Annotated in this window: 19 protein-coding genes; 10 read left to right on the top strand and 9 right to left on the bottom strand. The window is 71.3% G+C overall.

Annotated features, from left to right (window positions below; genetic code table 11):
* Positions 1–131 precede the first annotated feature (131 nt).
* From AB0D45_RS03890 to AB0D45_RS03910, 5 genes are all read left to right on the top strand, one after another.
* Complete coding sequence (locus AB0D45_RS03890; protein WP_362455147.1) at positions 132–359, top strand: hypothetical protein; 228 nt, start codon at positions 132–134, stop codon at positions 357–359.
* A 211-nt stretch (positions 360–570) separates the two neighbouring features.
* Complete coding sequence (locus AB0D45_RS03895) at positions 571–1,458, top strand: STAS domain-containing protein (protein ID WP_362455148.1); 888 nt, start codon at positions 571–573, stop codon at positions 1,456–1,458.
* Positions 1,455–1,862 (top strand): STAS domain-containing protein, encoded by a 408-nt coding sequence (locus AB0D45_RS03900; protein ID WP_361603963.1) that lies wholly within the window; start codon positions 1,455–1,457, stop codon positions 1,860–1,862. Before AB0D45_RS03895 ends, AB0D45_RS03900 begins: the two co-directional genes overlap by 4 nt.
* A gap of 103 nt (positions 1,863–1,965) precedes the next feature.
* A complete protein-coding gene (locus AB0D45_RS03905; protein ID WP_361604023.1) occupies positions 1,966–2,319 on the top strand; it encodes an ATP-binding protein in 354 nt (117 codons plus the stop codon).
* A 190-nt stretch (positions 2,320–2,509) separates the two neighbouring features.
* Complete coding sequence (locus AB0D45_RS03910; RefSeq protein WP_362455149.1) at positions 2,510–3,790, top strand: PP2C family protein-serine/threonine phosphatase; 1,281 nt, start codon at positions 2,510–2,512, stop codon at positions 3,788–3,790.
* An 18-nt stretch (positions 3,791–3,808) separates the two neighbouring features.
* Here the strand turns inward: AB0D45_RS03910 and AB0D45_RS03915 are convergent, their stop codons facing one another.
* On the bottom strand, positions 3,809–4,312 hold the full coding sequence (locus AB0D45_RS03915; protein ID WP_362455150.1) for a MarR family transcriptional regulator: 504 nt from the start codon (positions 4,310–4,312) through the stop codon (positions 3,809–3,811).
* Between the two features lie 712 nt (positions 4,313–5,024).
* Here AB0D45_RS03915 and AB0D45_RS03920 point away from each other — a divergent pair.
* The 3 genes from AB0D45_RS03920 (at position 5,025) to AB0D45_RS03930 (ending at position 7,904) form a co-directional block, all read left to right on the top strand.
* Positions 5,025–6,035, top strand: a complete 1,011-nt coding sequence (locus AB0D45_RS03920; RefSeq protein ID WP_362455151.1) for a SpoIIE family protein phosphatase — start codon at positions 5,025–5,027, stop codon at positions 6,033–6,035.
* Entirely contained in the window at positions 6,032–7,303 is a 1,272-nt protein-coding gene (locus tag AB0D45_RS03925; RefSeq protein ID WP_362455152.1) for a SpoIIE family protein phosphatase, read from the top strand. Before AB0D45_RS03920 ends, AB0D45_RS03925 begins: the two co-directional genes overlap by 4 nt.
* A gap of 97 nt (positions 7,304–7,400) precedes the next feature.
* Entirely contained in the window at positions 7,401–7,904 is a 504-nt protein-coding gene (locus AB0D45_RS03930; protein WP_362455153.1) for a MarR family transcriptional regulator, read from the top strand.
* A 36-nt stretch (positions 7,905–7,940) separates the two neighbouring features.
* On the opposite strand, the gene AB0D45_RS03935 is transcribed toward AB0D45_RS03930, so the two are convergent.
* The 4 genes from AB0D45_RS03935 to AB0D45_RS03950 form a co-directional block, all read right to left on the bottom strand.
* The gene (locus AB0D45_RS03935; protein WP_362455154.1) at positions 7,941–9,113 is read right to left on the bottom strand and encodes a PP2C family protein-serine/threonine phosphatase; all 1,173 of its coding nucleotides are present in this window, start codon (positions 9,111–9,113) and stop codon (positions 7,941–7,943) included.
* 80 nt (positions 9,114–9,193) lie between these two features.
* Positions 9,194–9,787, bottom strand: coding sequence for an ATP-binding protein (locus tag AB0D45_RS03940; RefSeq protein ID WP_362455155.1), 594 nt, complete (start codon positions 9,785–9,787; stop codon positions 9,194–9,196).
* Positions 9,788–9,935: 148 nt separating this feature from the next.
* On the bottom strand, positions 9,936–10,706 hold the full coding sequence (locus tag AB0D45_RS03945; RefSeq protein ID WP_362455156.1) for a hypothetical protein: 771 nt from the start codon (positions 10,704–10,706) through the stop codon (positions 9,936–9,938).
* Entirely contained in the window at positions 10,690–11,919 is a 1,230-nt protein-coding gene (locus AB0D45_RS03950; protein ID WP_362455238.1) for a hypothetical protein, read from the bottom strand. Before AB0D45_RS03950 ends, AB0D45_RS03945 begins: the two co-directional genes overlap by 17 nt.
* 293 nt (positions 11,920–12,212) lie before the next feature.
* Between AB0D45_RS03950 and AB0D45_RS03955 the strand changes: the two genes are divergently transcribed.
* A complete protein-coding gene (locus AB0D45_RS03955) occupies positions 12,213–12,917 on the top strand; it encodes an NAD(P)H-binding protein (RefSeq protein WP_362455157.1) in 705 nt (234 codons plus the stop codon).
* A gap of 25 nt (positions 12,918–12,942) precedes the next feature.
* On the opposite strand, the gene AB0D45_RS03960 is transcribed toward AB0D45_RS03955, so the two are convergent.
* The 3 genes from AB0D45_RS03960 to AB0D45_RS03970 form a co-directional block, all read right to left on the bottom strand.
* Positions 12,943–13,425 (bottom strand): VTT domain-containing protein, encoded by a 483-nt coding sequence (locus tag AB0D45_RS03960; RefSeq protein WP_362455158.1) that lies wholly within the window; start codon positions 13,423–13,425, stop codon positions 12,943–12,945.
* Between the two features lie 182 nt (positions 13,426–13,607).
* On the bottom strand, positions 13,608–14,342 hold the full coding sequence (locus AB0D45_RS03965) for an alpha/beta hydrolase (RefSeq protein ID WP_362455159.1): 735 nt from the start codon (positions 14,340–14,342) through the stop codon (positions 13,608–13,610).
* A gap of 212 nt (positions 14,343–14,554) precedes the next feature.
* The gene (locus tag AB0D45_RS03970) at positions 14,555–15,673 is read right to left on the bottom strand and encodes an alpha/beta hydrolase (RefSeq protein ID WP_362455160.1); all 1,119 of its coding nucleotides are present in this window, start codon (positions 15,671–15,673) and stop codon (positions 14,555–14,557) included.
* 97 nt (positions 15,674–15,770) lie between these two features.
* On the opposite strand from AB0D45_RS03970, the gene AB0D45_RS03975 reads away from it, so the two are divergent.
* On the top strand, positions 15,771–16,493 hold the full coding sequence (locus AB0D45_RS03975; protein WP_362455161.1) for a TetR/AcrR family transcriptional regulator: 723 nt from the start codon (positions 15,771–15,773) through the stop codon (positions 16,491–16,493).
* Positions 16,494–16,776: 283 nt separating this feature from the next.
* Here the strand turns inward: AB0D45_RS03975 and AB0D45_RS03980 are convergent, their stop codons facing one another.
* Positions 16,777–16,938 carry a hydrophobic protein gene (locus AB0D45_RS03980; RefSeq protein WP_362455162.1) on the bottom strand — a complete coding sequence of 54 codons (162 nt, stop codon included), beginning with the start codon at positions 16,936–16,938 and terminating at the stop codon, positions 16,777–16,779.

The following is a 16,938-nucleotide window of genomic DNA, read 5'->3' on the forward strand; positions in this document are numbered from 1 at the left end:
GGCCAACGACCGGACTCGTTTTGGCCGTCTCCCCGGCGGGCTGCCGCCCCCGGCGACTGCACCCTTCGGCCTACTGGGGTTTCAGTCCTGCGGTGGACGATCTCGCAGCGGCGTCGCGAGAGGGTTGATCCGTGCGAACAACCATCGGATACACCGTCGAGAGCATCGGCTACGTCGTAGGGGCCCAGGGGCTCGTCAGTTTCGCTTCGCAGACCTTCTTCGGTACGGAGTGGGGCTGGTTGCACAAGGTCGTCGACCTTCCGTCCGCCGCTTACCTCGGCGTCGTCGTCGTGGGGCTGGCGCTCGTCGTCGGCGGGGTGAGGACGCGGAAGGCGTCCGAGCGCGAGGGGGCCGCCTGACGAGTGACGCCCCGGCAGGCTGCGCCGCGACGCGGCAGCCGAGCCGCCTTCCGCATCGGACTTCGTCTTCGGCCGGTTCCGCCCGTAATGACTTGTTCGACCTTTCCCCGCGGGGCTCGCTGTGCGTATATTTGCCGTGGAGCAACTATTGCCGTTCATCAACTCTTGGTGCCGACGGGGGCGCTCGGGCAGCCAGTGAAGGGAGACCTGCGTGGTCAGCAGTGCGGCCGTTACGGCCGATGTCCGCCGCCTCGTGGTGGAGTCGCTGAAGGGGCGGGCCGACGACATAGCTGACCGCTGGGTCCTGCACCAGACGGAGCGGGCCCCCATGGATCCCGCGAACAGCGAGCGCGACCTGTGTGACGAGGCGGACGCTCTGGCCTCCGCGCTCCTGGGCGGCCTGGACAGCGCCCTGCCCGTGGAGCAGGTGGTGGCCGAGCACCGCGAACTGCGCGAGGCGGTCCGGGACCTGTCGCTGCGCCGGGCGCGGGCCGGGGCGGCGCCGACGGCGACGTCGATGTCGGTCCTGGCTCTCAAGGAGGTCCTGCTCGGGATCGTCCGGGAGAGCATCGACGACGCCCACACCCTGCTCGCCGCGGCGCTGCTGATCAACCGGCTCCTCGACGCGGCCGGCGCGCTGTCCTTCGCCACCTACGTGGAAGGCCGCGAGGACATCATCGGGCGGCAGAGCCGGCAGTTGCTGGAGGTCTCGACGCCCGTCGTCCGGCTGTGGCGGCAGGTCGTCGCGGTGCCGCTGATCGGCACCCTGGACACCGCGCGCACCCAGGTGGTGATGGAGAACCTGCTCCAGGCCATCCAGGACGAGGACGCCCAGGTCGCGATCATCGACATCACCGGGGTCCCGACCGTCGACACGGCTGTTGCCCAGCACCTGATGCAGACCGTGCGGGCGGTGCGCCTGATGGGTGCGGACTGCGTCATCAGCGGGATCCGTCCCTCCATCGCCCAGACCATCGCACAGTTGGGCATCGACCTCTTCGACATCCTCACCCGGGCCACGCTCGCCGAGGCCCTGTCCGAAGCCATGAAGATCACCGGCGGTTCCGCGCCGGCACCCCGCGCTCCGGTCATCCGGTGACGGCGCCCTCCTCGGCCGTGCCGATCCTGCGCCTGGGCGACGTGCTGGTCACCGGGCTGCTCGACGAGCTGGACGACACGTCGGCCGTCGCCTTCGCGCGGGAGCTCACCGAGCGGATCTCCGCCGATCAGGCACGGGGTGTCCTCATCGACATCTCCCGCCTGGAGATCATCGACTCGTTCGTGGCACGGAACCTGATGGAGGTCACGAGCATGGCCCGCTTGCTGGGAGCCCGGGTGATCGTCGCGGGGATGCGCCCTCCGGTGGCCATCACCCTCGTGGAGCTGGGGCTGGAACTGACCGGCGTGGAAACCGCGTTGCACGCCGAACAGGGCATGGCCGCGCTGGGCTGGACGCGGACACCGCCGCCCCGGGAAGGGGCGCCCCATGAGGCCACTGGCTGACGGCAGGCGCACCAGGGACGGCGGCCGTCCGGATGCCCCGCAGCCGGCCGTCCGCGACGGCGGACCCGTCCTGATCCCGTTGACCACGGAGGACGACCTGCTCATGGTCCGGCACGCCGTCCGTTCCGCATCGGTGGCGGCCGGCTTCTCCATCATCGACCAGACCCGCGTGGTCACCGCGGCCAGCGAACTGGCGCGCAACGCCTACGTCCACGGCGGCGGCGGGAGCCTGCGGATCGACTCCGCGCGGGAAGAAGGACGCACCGGGCTGCGCCTGACGGTCAGCGACCACGGACCGGGCATCCCCGATCTGGCGGCCGCCCTGACCGACGGCTACAGCACGGGGGCGGGCCTGGGCCACGGGCTGGGCGGAGCCCGCCGCCTGATGGACGAGTTCGAGGTGCGCACGGAGCCGGGCGCCGGTACGACGATCACCACCACACGGTGGCGGCGTTGACCGCCCGCGGGGTGTCATCGGCGCCGCTTCCGGGTGCGGGAAGAGCGGTGCACGACGCGCCGCGCGCCGCGGGGCGGCCCGCCCCGGGCGTCCGGCTTCCCCCGCACCGGCCCCTGCGGAGCCCGCCCAGGGGGCGTTCGCACAGTAGCGCCGGCACGGCGGCGGCGGTAGCGGCTCGGACCACGCGGCCATGAGCCGGCTGTTCTGGGCTCTGGCCCCGCTGCGCGAAGAGGTGCGCGACTTGGCAGCGGTCTACCGGCTGCCCGCCGACCTGCGGGGGCGTCTCGTCCTGTCCGTCACCGACATGGCCGCCCCCGAATTCGAGGCCGGGCATCCCGTCACGCTGACCGCCGTCCGCGACGCGTCGGGCACCGGCGCCCACTTGGCGGTGACCCTGACCGCTCCCCGGACAGGATGTCCCTTGCAGGCCGGCGGGCTCGCACTGACGGCACTGGTCGCGTCCGCCACCTCGGTGACCTGGAACATCGCCCTGCCGGCCGCGGCATCCGCGCTCCCCGCCGCAACGCTGCGCGCCGACCGGCCCGCGCCCGGCCCCGGCTCACCGGCTGACCACACGAGAGCGGCTGACGAGGAACTGCGTGCCGCTCTGGCCCTCGCGGACCGGCTCGCGGCCGAACGCCGGCGCCTCAAGCACGAACTGGCGGAGACCAACGCCGGGGTCCTGGCCCTCTACGTCCACCTGGAAGAGCGGGAGGAAGAGGCCGGCCAGGCGCACGGACGGGTGCTGCGGGAACTGGAGGACGCGTTGCGCCCCGAACCGCCGGAGGTCGAGGGGGTGGAACTGGCCGTGCACTTCGCCCCCGCCGATCCCGGCGCCCCGACAGGCGGCGACCTGTATGACTGGTTCACCCTGCCGGACGGCACGGTGCACATCACCGTCGTCGACGCCCTGGGCCACGGCGTGCGCGGCATCCGGACCGCCATCACCGTCACCCACGCGGTACGCACCCTGGCCCTGGAGGGGCATTCGCTGGACTCCGTCCTCGCCCGCAGCCACCACCTCCTCATGTCCTTCGATGCCGATCTGATGGCGTCGGTGCTCCTAGCCCGGCTGGACGTCGTCACCGGGGACCTCCAGATCGCCAACGGCGGGCGCCCCGCACCGGTTCTGGTGCGTGCGAGCGGAACCGCCCGGTACCTCCCGGCACGGGGAAGGGGCATCGGACACCCCGGCTCGGGCAGTGAGGGAGTACGCAGGGAACGCCTGGCCCCCGGTGACCTGCTCCTGCTGTACACCGACGGACTCGTCGAAAGCCGCGAGGATCCGGTCGAAGGTGGGCGCCGCCTCATCACGTCGGCCCGGACGCACGCCGGCCGCCCCCTGCGCGAAGTCCCCGCCGCCATCGCCGCGGACATGCACTCCGTCGTCCGGCACGCGGACGACACCCTCGCCCTGGCCGTCCGGATCACATCTGGCGTACCGCCGGCGGCGCCGCCTCAACCTGCGTGACGGGTACGGCCGAGGGCGTCATCGTCCAGGGGCGCGGTCGGGCGGAGCACTGTCCGGGGGGTGCGAGGCGCGGGTGAAAGCGCGCAGACCGGCCAGGAGGGCGTCCCGTTCCTCGTCCGGCATGTGCTGCAGAACATCGCGCAGGTCTTCCGCGCGCCGTTCGGACAGGGACAGGAGGGCGTCCGCGCCGTCCTTGGTCAGGGAGAGGCCGATCTCGCGGCGGTCGGTGGCGGCGCGGTCGCGGCGCAGGAAGCCCGCGGCCTCGAGCCGGTCGCACAGTCTGCTCGCCGCCGGAACCGATGCGCCGACCATCTCCGCCAGCCGGGAGAGATTGGCTCCCGGCACACGCCGTACGGCCACCAGCGCCCGGACCTGCAGGGCCGAAAGGCGGGTTGCGGAGTTCTGGCCCGCGCGGTTCCAGCAGTCCACCAACGCCTCGGCGGCGTCCGCGACCGCACGGGACGCCTCGTCCAGAGGATCGTGGGCCGGTTGCGCGCGGTCCATTGTGGCGGTCGCCTCCATGAGCAGGTGCAATGCCCCCAGAAGCCGCCGGCAACCGCCACCGCCTCCGCGCGGGGTCTCCCGCGTCTGCCCTCTCTGACGAGAGTATGCCTCCTGGGGCGGCCGTATCCCGCTCGTATGGGACGACACCACGAGCAACCCCTGTCCCGGGCGGCGAGGAACGCCTCCGGGCCGGGAAGGTGGGGAGCAGCCGCGCGCCGGGCCGCCGGTCGGCCTTCATATCGCTCCGGCCCACCAGGATTTCAGGGCCGGGCAGCCCGCGGCCGGTGACCGGCCGGTGCGGGTCCGGCTTCCCTTGGGCGGGCCACCGTGCCTATAGTTGCCACAGGGCAACAATTACCGTCCGGCAACCATCGGGGCGTGCGACGGGCCCCGGTCCCCTGCCCGAAAGGCACGCTCGTGATCAGCAGCGCGGTCCCTGCCCGCCAACGCGCAGAGCACCAGGTGCAAGGGAGCCTCACCGGTCGCCGGGTCCTGCCACCGCCGCAACGAGCCGCTCCGAGCGGGCACGGCGAGGACGCACGGGTCGCGATCAGCTGCTCGGAGACGCCCCGTTGACCGCTCCGCCCGACCGACTCGACGACAGGGCCGCCGCCGTCTTCGCCGAGGCACGCACCGAGCGCTCGCATGCGGCACCCGCCCCTCGATGCGGCCCGCCGCCGTGCGGACGGGGCATCGACCAGACCAGTGAACACGACAGGTGGACGCACTGATGGCCAGCTCCCCCGCGCCGGCGACCCGCCGGGTACGGATCGATCACCACAGCGCCGTGCACGACGCCGCCGAAACCGCCCGGGCCCTCGCACGGGAATGCGGGTTGCCCGGTGCCATGCCGGATCAGGCGGCGGTCCTCGCCTCCGAGCTCGCCGGGAACCTCGACAAGCACGCCGTCGACGGCAGCCTCTACCTCCAGCCGCTGCCGCTGGGCGGCGGCCTGGAGATCCTGGCCGCGGACCGCGGGCCGGGCATGGCCGAACTCGAACGCTGCCTCACCGACGGCTACACCACCAAGGGCACCCTCGGCGCGGGCCTCGGCGCCGTCCGCCGCATCGCCACGGACCTCGCCATCAGCACGCGGGCCGGCACCGGAACCCTGATCTGCGCCCGGCTCACGCTGCCCCACGCCCGCGAGGCGGCCCGGGAGGCGGTCGGACTCCTCAGCCTGCCCGCGGCGAACGAGGACCAGTGCGGGGACGCCGCTGCGGTCACCGACCTCCCCGGCCCGCGCACCGCTGCCGTGGTGGACGGCCTCGGGCACGGCCCCGACGCGGCCGAGGCCGCACAGGCGGCGGTGCGCACCTTCCGGACCCACGCCGCACACCCGCTCACGGAGATCATGACCGCCATGCACCGGACCCTGCGCCACACCCGCGGCGCCGCCGTCGGCCTGCTGCGGCTGAGCGCCGGAGAGGCCGAGTACTGCGGCGTCGGAAACGTCCGGGCCGTGGCCCTCGGTCCGGACGAGGTCCACCACCGGCTGACCGGCCAGCCCGGTACGGTCGGCTGGCGGATGCCGGCACCCCGGACGCACGCCTTCCCCCTCACCGGCGCTGCCACTGTCGTACTCCACAGCGACGGCATCGACCTCCGCTGGGCCCACACCCCGCCGCCCCATCTCCTGCGCCTGCCGGCCCCGCTGCTCGCCGCCGCCCTCGTACACGGCTACCACCGCACCCGTGACGACGCCACGGTGGTCGCGGCCCAGCCCCGCAGCCCACGATGACGAACGGTGAGACCTTCCGCGATGTGACGGCCCTGCGCCGGGCCGTACGCGCTCTCGCCCACCACCACCGGCTGCCCGCCGAGGTGCGCGGCCGTCTGGTCCTGGCCGTCACGGAGCTAGCCACGGAGCAGTTCGAGGCCGGACATCACGTCGAGCTCACCGCCGCCTGCGACAGCGGCTCCGGACAGGACGGCGCCCAGCTCGTCGTCACACTGACCGCCCCCCGCGCAGCCACGGCCCTGCCCTGCGACGGCTTGGCGCTGCCCGCCCCCACCACCACGGCGAACTCCGCCACCTGGCGGACCGCCCTCACGCACTCCCCCGGCCGGTTCCCCCCGCCCCGGCAGCGGATGTCCCCCGCGCCGTGGGCCGACGCCCGCGCCGACGCAGACGCCCAGGCCGACGCCGAGGAGGAGATGCGCGCCGCACTCGCCCTCGCGGACTCGCTCGCGGCCGACCACCGGCTCCTCAAGCACGAACTGGCCGAGACCAACGCCGGCGTCCTCGCCCTCTACGTACAGCTCGAAGAGCAGGAAGAGCAGCTGCGCAGCGCCCACGGCCGGGTGCTGCGCGAGCTCGAGGACGCACTGCGCCCTCCACCACCGCAGGTCGACGGCCTCGAACTCGCCGTCCACTACGCACCCGCCGACCCGGCCGCCCCCACCGGCGGAGACCTGTACGACTGGTTCGTGCTGCCCGACGGGACCGTCCACGTCACCGTCGTCGACGCGCTGGGCCACGGCGTCACCAGCACCCGCAGCGCCATCACCGTCACCCACGCCGTGCGGGCGCTGGCACTGGAGGGGCACTCCCTGCAGTCGCTCCTGGCCCGCACGCACGACCTCCTGAAGCCCATCGACGCGGACCTGATGGCCACCGTGCTCCTGGGCCGGCTCGACCCGGCCACCGGAGAACTGCAACTGGCCAACGGCAGCCATCCGCCCGCCCTCCTCCTGCGGGCCGACGGCACGGCGCACTACCTGGAGGTGAAGGGCAGAGGCATCGGCTTCCCGTCTCCGGGCAGTGACACGGTCCTGACCGTCCCCATCGCACCGGGAGACCTGCTGCTGCTGTACACCGACGGGCTCACCGAGAGCCGCCGGGACATGATCGAAGGCGAGCGCAGGCTGGTCCAGGCACTGCGCGACCACGCCCACCTGCCGGTGGCCGAGATTCCCGCCGCCATCGCAGCCGACATGCACACCATCGTGTACCACGCCGACGACACCCTGGCCCTGGCCTTCAGAATGAGGGGACCGAACAGATGAGCCGGAGCGGCATCCCGCCGGGCAGAAGCCCGTGTGCCGCGGACGGGCACACGCGAGCGGGCTGGCAAACGCCCGCAGGGGTGACTAGATTAGTGCGATGCCGCACGCCTTCCCGTTGCCGTCCCCCCACCCTGAACAGGTGGCTCTCGAGGCGTCCGCTCTCCTGGAGATGCTGGACCTGCTCTGGGGCCGCGGTCAGGAAGCCATGACCGCTGTTCCGCCGTCCCAGCTGCGCGCGCTCACCGTGATCGACGAGCGGGAGGGCGTGAACCTGCGCGACCTCGGCGAAGTACTCGGCTCGACGCCGCCGTCCGTCAGCCGGCTGTGTGACCGGCTGGAAGCCGCCGGCCTCATCCACCGCTCCCGCGCCACGTCCAACCGGCGGGAACTGGAAGTGCGGCTCAGCCGCGGGGGACGCGCCGTCCTCGCGTCCGTACGCGCCGCCCGGGCGGGCGAGCTCCAGGCAGTCCTCACCCGCATGTCGCCCGCGCAGCAGCGAGCCCTCTTCGAGGGCATGACCGCGTTCCACCGTGCCGCCCTGGAACACATGGGCGTCACCGAAGAGGCTCCCGCCGCGAACGACATCTGCGACATCGCCTGACCGGCGGATGCCGCCCGGCGGCGGGGCCAGGGCCCCTCAGCCCGCGGCTGCGCGGCCGAACCAGTCCATGCACAGCACCAGGGCGTCGTCCTCCGCGTCCGCGCCACGGTGCACGGCCAGTTCCTGCAGGATGCCGCGCGGCACCGCAGCGGCAGGCAGCAGACGGGTGGCCTGGATGGCCCGGGCCAGCGCCCGCTCGCTGTACGCCTCTCCGCCCGCGGAAGCGGCCGCGTACACCCCGTCGCTGACGAAGACCAGCCGGTCGCCGGGCAGCGCGTCGAAATCCTGCATCACATAAGGGGTCTCCTCGAACATGCCCAGGGGGAGCTGTGCCTCCAGCTCCAGGCGCTCCACCGTCTTGTCCCGCAGCCTCCACAGCTGCGGAGAGCCGGCGTCCACGACGTGCCCGCGCCCCGTGGCCAGTTCGACGGACAGCAGGAGCGTGGAGACGTACTCCGAGCCCCGGTAACGGGCGTAGATGGCCTGGTCGGCCAGAGCAGCCTGATCGGCGATCCCGATGCCCGCCCGACGGGCGTTGCGGAGGGCGTTGATGGCGAGGTTCGTCAGCAGTGAGGCCTCGATCCCCTTGCCCATCCCGTTGGTGACGGTCAAGGTGAGGGTCTCCCCGGTGGTGGACCAGTCGAAGTTGTCGCCGTGGATGTCGTAAGCAGGCTCCAGCTGGGCGCCGATCGCGTACTCGGGACGGGCACAGGAACGAGCGGGCAGCATCTGCCACTGCATCTCCGCGGCCAGAGTGAGCCGGGAAGCCCGGCGCGCCTGGAGGTACAGGTCGGTGTCGCGTTCGGCCACGATGATCTCGTGTCCCAACAGCTCTGCCAGTTCCCTGAGTTCATTGACCGCCTCTGACGTGCATCTGCGCTCGGGAAGGCGCACCGTCAAGATCCCCAACCGGTCGCCCCGTACCGTGACGGGCAGATGCAGATCGACGGCGCCGTTCTCGGCCGCGTCCTGGCGGTACGGCTCCTGACTGGCGAAGGCCCTGCCCTCGGGGGTGCTCTGGACGGGGAGCGGCTCCGCGGTGTGGGGCAGTGAGGTCACGGGTTGCAGACAGGTGAGACTGTAATCCGCCATGAGCAGCTCCACCGCGCTCGCCTCGAAGTGCTCGACCAGCGCGGCACGGAGCGTACCGAGGAGATCGTCCGGGGCTGCCGTGCGTACAGCGCGCTCCACGGCCAGGAAGTTCGTCATGGTGAAGGCCATTCTGTCGAGACGTTACGGGTGAATCGAGAAGGTGCGCGACAACGCGGCGCCCACGCTTGAGGACGGAGCTACGCGTGTTCGATCGCCCTGTGCCCGGGCGCCGACAGAGCCGAACGGCGCGCCATGCGGGCACGGACGGCCTTCCCGCCGCTCCCCTCGCGGGTCACGGTGACCGCTTGAGCCAGGCGGTGCACCAACGACAGTCCGAACCCGCCCGCCTCACCGCTCACGTCGGGGGGACGCATGAGCGGGAGACGGGAGCTGGCGTCACGCACACAGACGTCGACATGACTTTCATCGGCCACCAGTTCGAAAGAGCACGCGTCGCCCGTATGCCGCAGGGCGTTGGTCACCAGCTCGGAGACGACCAGCACGACCGCGTCGCCCACATCCTCCCCGACGGCCGGCTCCAGACCTCGCAGGAACCCGCGCGCCCGCCTGCGCGCCTCCGCGACGGCTCCCGGCCGGCGCGTCGAGAGGCGGACGACTTCCTTTGCCGGCACAACTGCTGTGCTGTTCTCCCAGCGATTCACGCGGCTCACCTCGGCTTCTGCTTTCGGTTGCGGTGGCTTTCCACCTCGAAGCAGTTGCCCGAAATAACAGGCATGTAACACCGCCTTTGCGGCGGTCAGGGGCCGGGGCGGAGCGGTGACGGCGGTCACCCTCGGGCGGCGTACGCGCCGAAGCTTCCGGTTGTTCGAGCGGGCGGAGATGCGTTCGACAAGGGTCCTCGCCCCGACGCCGAGGGGCCCGCAGGCCGCATCCGCCGCCTGTTGTTCCCCGCAGCGGCGGACAACAGGCGGCGCAAGGTCAGACGGGCGGCATCAGATCGCTCTCGCTGACGGTGTACGTCAGCGGCGGGTAGACGAAATCCGCTTCGTTGTTCTCACGTCGCCGCAGCTGGAAGAACTCGCGCCTCTGCTCGTCGTCGGCCGGCATCAGGCGCTCACCCTGCGGCAGGTACGCGTGTCCGTCGCGAAACCGAAGGAAGGTCTTTGCCGTCCGGAACGTGACACCCAGCCATGGGTTGTCCACCGCCTCGACCGGCGTGTCCAATACGATCTTGTGCCTGAGTCGCCGATTCAAGGCGACGGAAAAGGCGACGATGCTGTTGTGGGCGAGGGCGATCTCGAACTTCTCACCGCCGGACTCTTTTGTTTCGAAAATCAGCTTCCTCGGCGGGCTCGCCTCGGGATGCCGATAGCAGGAGAAGACGGCTATGTACGATTCGCCGGCCAGATCGAGGGCCTGATCCGAATGACTGCCCATGGTGGTGTAAGCGTTCGTGTACGTCTCGATGAGGGCGTTGTTGAAGCCGGCCGGAAGCGCCGCACGTTCCTGGACCCGCTGCGCCAGCCGCTCGTGCACGGCTCGGAAACGCTGCGCCGGGCTGTTGTACCGGGTGGTCGTACGGACGAGAGGCACCCCGCCCGCCTCGTCGACGCGGGCAAGCACGGCGCCCCGCCGGCCTCTGCCCACGTCTTCCCAGCGCGCCGAGGCGTACAGCTCCGCGAAGAGGTCCTCCTCGGTTGACACCGTGGACGACAGGATCTGATCCGAGATACTAGATCCGGGGGGCAAGGTAGTCTCCCGTGTTCATACTGAAAAGGAATTCATCGCCGTAGTCGATGAAGGACGAGGTCCTGTTCTCCTCGGCGTACAGCCCGCGCAGCTCGTCCATGCCGGCCGGTGTGGGTGGTTCGAGTTCGACCAGGCCTCCGGCCGCTTTGAGGAACGTGCGGCCGTTCTTGTGGACCGCTTCGGCTCGCGAACAGCGCACCACGTATCCCAGGCGGGTCGGGAGCAAAGCGGCGTCCAGTGCCGAGGGCCGGATTTCGTGGGTGTACAGGCGATTGGTGGACAGCGGCATGAAGAAGACCGAGCCGGGATAAAGGGTCAGGGTGAACTGCGGGGGGAGCGCCATCCCCCCGCGTTCTCCGGTCGGCTCCTTGAGTCGAAAGTGGATCCTCGTCAGCCCGCTGACACCCTTCACGCCGCGGTCGAAGGCGTCTTCGGCCAGCGGCTGCAGGGTGTCGAGCCGGTCATAGAAGGTACAGAAGGCCATGACGCCGTTGACGGGCATGTCCTTGGTCTTGTCGGCATGGGCCGAAATCCTGGCCTTGGACTGCTTGCTCCCGGCCGTGGCAGGGGTGTTGTGGTAAATCTGGGCGAGGACGTGATTGAGCGGCGCCTGGTTCCGGAAAACGGCGGCGGCCTCGCGGTTCAGGTCCTCGACCATGAGCGTGTCGGTCGGGCCGAAGCTCTCGGTCGGACCCGAAAGGTTCGTGGAACACCGGAGCAGGCGGAAATGCAGTTCGTCACCGTCCCGCGTGACGGGCGTCAGATAGATTCCGCTGCGCCGGGCCGTTCCCGGCTTGGTGGACTCCGTCAGGGACTGGAACGCGTGCTCCGCACGGATCCGTCCGAAGTGATCGGCGCCGGGTCCGAAGAACCGGCGGTAGTACACGCCCACGCCGTGCACCCGCAGGGGAACCCGGCCGGCGTCGACGAAGGTCCACGGTCCGTCGGCGTCCTCGCTGCAACCGTGTGACAGCTCCCGGATGACGAACACACGGGCAGCCGAACGCAGGTGGCGGCTGCCGATCCCGGACACGTCACCACACAGGTAGACGGTCTTCTGCGCGAGGTCGGGCGAACCGGAGATCAGGTCTTCCGGCGTGATCGTGGAGCCGAAGAAATCCCTGACCGCGTCATCGTCGTGCAAGACCGGAGGCGCGACCAGGATGTTGCCGGCATCCTCGAGGCAGGCTTCTGCCATCTCTGTGGTGTACATCAACCCTGTCGTTCGCAGATCCTGGTGATCGGTGATCACGCAAACCGTGGACATGACTGCGGCCCGCACTCCTTCGGCTGCGCCCCGAGGCGCAGAGGGAAAAGAGACGGACCGCTGGGGCTCGATGATCTCACGGGGCTCGAAGGCGGGCAACGGGTTCTGCCGTACGGGCAGTACGTACTCCAACCACTCGCTCCCCGCCGCGGCTTGGAGATGCGCCGGGGTGGCCGTAGGGATGTGACATCCTGCGGAGAATCCGGCGGGCCGGCCGTCGGCGGCGGAAAGGACCCCCCGTGACCCGCAGCGCGCTCCTGGTCGGAGCCACCGGACTCGTCGGCGGACAACTGCTCGCGCGGCTGCTGCGCGACCCGCGCTACGACCGCGTCACCGTGCTGGCCCGCCGCCCGCTCGGACTCGAACACCCGCGGCTCGACGCCCGGGTGGTGGACTTCGCCAAGCTCGGCGCCGACGACCTCCCGGCCGGGCCGGGGGGCGAGACGGACGTGTACGGCGCGCTGGGCACCACCATCCGGCAAGCCGGCTCGCAGGAGGCCTTCCGCGAGGTGGACCAGCACCACACCGTGCACGTGGCCGAGTTGGCCCGGGACGCGGGAGCCGAGCGCATCGCCGTGGTCTCCTCGGTCGGTGCCGGATCCGGCTCCCGGACCTTCTACCTGCGCGTCAAGGGGGACATGGAGGCGGAGGTGACGGCCCTGGGCTACCCGCAGACGGAGTTCTTCCGGCCCTCCTTCATTCTCGGCCGCCGCCCCTCGCACCGCCGGGGCGAGGGCCTGGGCAGTACCGCCGCGACCGTGCTGGCGCCGCTGCTCGCCGGGCCTGCCCGCCCGTACCGGCCGGTGCCGGCGGGGAGGCTGGCCGCGGCGATGATCGCCGCCCTGGCCGAGGACCGGCCGGGGGTCCGGGTCCGCACGCACGACGACTTCCTCGTCCTCGCCCCGGAAGCGGCCGCCGCCGCGGCCGCTGCCGACCTGGCGTAACCGCGGCTCCGGGGCCGGGACGGTCTCACGCTTTCTCGGCCGCGATGTCACCGGGGGTCGGGGCCGCCCGTCGTCTGCGGTACACCAGCACCCCGCACACCGCGAGGAGGAGAACGGCCACGGCGGACACCCCGAGGGCCGTCCGCTCGGCGAAGAGCCTGCCCAGCACTTCGAGCACGCCGAGCCCCGCCGTCGCGTAGATCAACGCCCAGGCCGCCCCGCCCACGAACAGGGCGGGGAGGTAGCGGGGCAATGGCATGCGCATGCTGCCGGCGAGGAAGTTGGCGGCGGTCTGGAGTCCGACGGTCAGGAAGGAGACGGCGACCACCGGCGCACCCCACCGCTGGATCGCCCGCTCGACGCGCCGGAACTTCGCCGAGGAGATCCTCTCGGCGAGCCTGCTGCGCCGGGCACCGGCGCCGGCGAGCCACCCGACGGCGAACGTCCCTCCGGCACGGAGCAGGACGATGGCGTACAGGGCTCCGGCCGTGAGCGCGATCTCATCCACGACGCCTCCTCCCGAGCGGCGCGACGGAACCCCGGCCACCGTCTCTCATCTGCACCCTGCCCCTGCCCGTTCCGTCCTCCGGATCACCGCCTGCGGCGCCGGAACCCGACACCTGTCCCATCGCAGGCAAGGTAAGCCTAACCGAACACAGATACGGGGAACAGGACGCGGGCCGATCGTTCTCACCTGAGGTGGCGGGTGAAGAACCGGGCTGCCGCCTCCGCCGCGGACTGCGGGACGCCGGTGTGGCCGCCCATGTGGGCGTGGAGGGACTTCTCCTCGGAGCCGAAGGCGTCGAACAGGTCCAGGGCCGCTTGACGGTCGTTCCCTTCGTCGTCCCATTGCAGCAGGACGTGCAGCGGAACGGTGACCCGGCGGGCCTCCTCGAACATGGCACGAGGTACGAAACTCCCGGCGAAGAGTACGGCGGCCGCGATGCGCGGCTCGACCACCGCAAGGCGGACGCCGATGGAGATCACTCCCCCGGAGTACCCGACCGGGCCGCCGATCCCTGGCAGCGCCAGGAGGGCGTCCAGGGCCGCCCGCCACTCCGGGACCGCCCTGTCGACAAGCGGGAGGACGAGCGCATCGATGATCTCGTCGCTGACCGGCTCGCCGGCTTCCACGGCCCGGCGCAGGTCGGCGCGGGCTTGCTCGGCGGCCTCCCACCGGGGCCGGTCACCGCTTCCGGGAAGCTCGATGGTGGCTGCGGCGAAGCCGTCCGCCACGGCGTGCCGGGCCCGCGCCACCAGCCGGGGGTACATCCTGCGCAGTCCGAGCGGGGGGTGGCCGAGCAGGATCAGCGGCAGCGGTGCGGGTGTGGATGCGGGCGCCCAGAGGATGCCGGGGATCTCGCCGAGGGTGAACTCGCGCTCCAGGACGTTGTCGTCGAGGCGCTGCTCAGAAGTGAAGTGCACGGTCGTGCCTTTCGGGAGTGCTGTTGAACGGCGCTCCCGGACGACCTATCGCCCGACCGTGACCCCGGAGGGGAGCACCCACGTCGATACTGCGTTCACGGGTACCACCTCCTCGTTCTCCTGCACGGCCTCCGGGAACGTAGCAGTGGTCGCGGCGGTCCGCCAAACGGTTTCCCGCCCCGGGCTCCGCGGCCGGGCGCCGGCGGCCGTCGTCAGCCCGCCGATCCGCTACCCGGCCGGACGGGTGCGGCGGCCGCCGGCTCCGGGGCGACCACCGCCGGCCGCACGTGGGCCAGCAGGAGCTCGAGGAATCGCTCCGGCCGGCGGAACGCCGCGAAGTGGCTGCAGTCGTCGATCAGTGCGAAGCCCTTGACCGGGGCCTGGACGTCGTCGAAGAAGCGGCGGGCGAGGGCGGGCGACGTGAGGACGTCCTTCTCGCCCTGGAAGACGAAGAACGGGATCGCGAACCCGGTGCCGTCGGCCCAGTCGTCGAACCCCGACGGGCCTGCGGCGACCTGCTCCGAAAAGCTCATGCCCTTGAGGAAGTACGTCAGCTCGCGCAGCGAGTGCAGCGGCGAGAGCCACAGGGACCCCATGACGACCTTCTTCATCGTGTCCAGGGTCAGCGGGTCGCTGGTCGCCGCCAGCTTGGCGTACATCGCGCGCTCGCGGGCGCTCCAGCGGTGCCGGTCGGCGTCCAGGGCCTGGACGGCCGCGAGTTCCTTGTGCTTTCCGGTCGCCCGGAGCCGGGTGAGGAACGCCCGGTGGACGGAGTCGTCGCGGCCGGAGTCGTGGATGTTCTGGTCGGTGCCGACGTACGCGCAGTAGCGCTCGGGAAACTCGCGGGCGAGCCGCAGGCCGAAGACGCTCCCGTAGGAGTGGCCGAGCAGGACGACCTTGTCGACGCCGAGGCGGGTGCGGATGTGGTCGGTGACCTCGACCGCGTCCGCGTAGATCCGTTCGAAGGTCATCTCGCCCTGTCCGTCGGCGCCTCCGCGGCCGAGGGTCTTGAGGGTGCCGCGCATGTCCCAGCGGACGATCGTGAAGTGCTTCTCCCAGGACCGGGTGCGCGGCCCGAAGATCGCGGTCGAGGCGCCGGGACCGCCGTGCAGTTCCAGAACCACCGGGTTGGCCAGGTCCTCGCCGCGCACCGAGATCCACTGGTCGATGCCGCCGATGCGGACGAAGCCGCTCTCGTCGATGCCGTTGCGGCTGTCGATCGTCATGGCGGAGGCGTTCCGGGATCGCTTCAGGGCGCGGTGGCCGAGGAGCCCGGCCGCGGGTGCGGCGAGGAGTGCGGCTGCGGAGGTGGCGAGGACTACTGCGATCACGGTGGCTCCCCAGAACTGTATATGTCGTAAGCAGTTAGCTATACGATATAAACAGTTAGTGCGGGGGACGTCAACAGGTGACGGTGAGGAGTGGGAGATGAGCCGGAAGCCGGCGGGGAGCCAGGGGGGCGCGAAGGCGAGCTTCGCGCTGCTGTGGGGCGAACAGGGACAGCCGAGCCGCGGGCCGAAGCCTTCACTGACCGCGGACCGGATCGCCGGGGCCGCGATCCGGATCGCCGACGAGGAGGGTCTGGACGCGGTCTCGCTGGCGCGGATCGCCAAGGAATTCGACGTCACCGCGATGGCCCTCTACCGGTACGTCCCCGGCAAGGCCGAACTCGTCGATCTGATGGTCGACCTCGCGATCGGCCCGCCGGTCCCCGTAGCGGACATTCCCGGCGGCTGGCGCCCTCAGCTGACCGAGTGGGCGCGCCAGTGCTCGGCCGTGTACCGCCGCCACCCGTGGATCCTCGCGGCCACCGGCATGCGGCGCCAGATCATGGGCCCCCACCAACTCGGCTGGCTGGACACCGCGCTGGCCGCACTGGCCGGGACCGGCCTGTCGGCCGCCCAGCGGCATGAAACCTTCCTGCTGCTCGTGGGCCACATCCGCAACATCGCCCAGCAGACGGCCGACCACGACGAGGCGGAGAGCGAGGAATGGGCCCGCCTGACGGCCGACGTCGTGAAGCGCCACGCGGACCGCTTTCCCGCGCTCACGTCAGCGGTCGCGGAGGGCGCCTTCGTCCCGCGGGGCGGGGACCCGCTCGACTTCGGCCTGCAGCGGATCCTTGACGGCGTAGCGTCCCTGCTCCCCTGACCCGAGGGGCGCGGCTGCCATGCCGAGCGTCAGGCCCCAGGGGCGGTTGCGTCGACCGGGTCACCGCCGATCGGGCTCCACTGCGGTATCAGGGGCCGGGACGGCCGTCGATCCTGGAGGTGAGCAGGTTCCCTGCTGCGTCACGGCGACCGCCCCGGTTGACTCCCCGGATACCCGCCGCGTCCGCTTTCACCCCGTCAGGTCCATTTCCGCCCCGGGGTACGGCGGCATGACAGTGGCCTGCACCCCCCTTCGGGGGGTGCAGGCCACAGGTGCCGTGCGGCTACCAGCGGTACCAGCGGCCGCGGCCGCCCTTGGGACGGGCGACGAAGCCGATCAGCCACAGGACCAGAACCGCGATGGCGACCCACCAGAGGACCTTCACCGCGAATCCGGCACCGAAGAGGATCAGAGCGAGCAGAAGAACGAGAAGCAGGGGAACCAT

It is taken from the genome of Streptomyces sp. NPDC048352, from assembly GCF_040651895.1.
GTDB lineage: Bacteria > Actinomycetota > Actinomycetes > Streptomycetales > Streptomycetaceae > Streptomyces.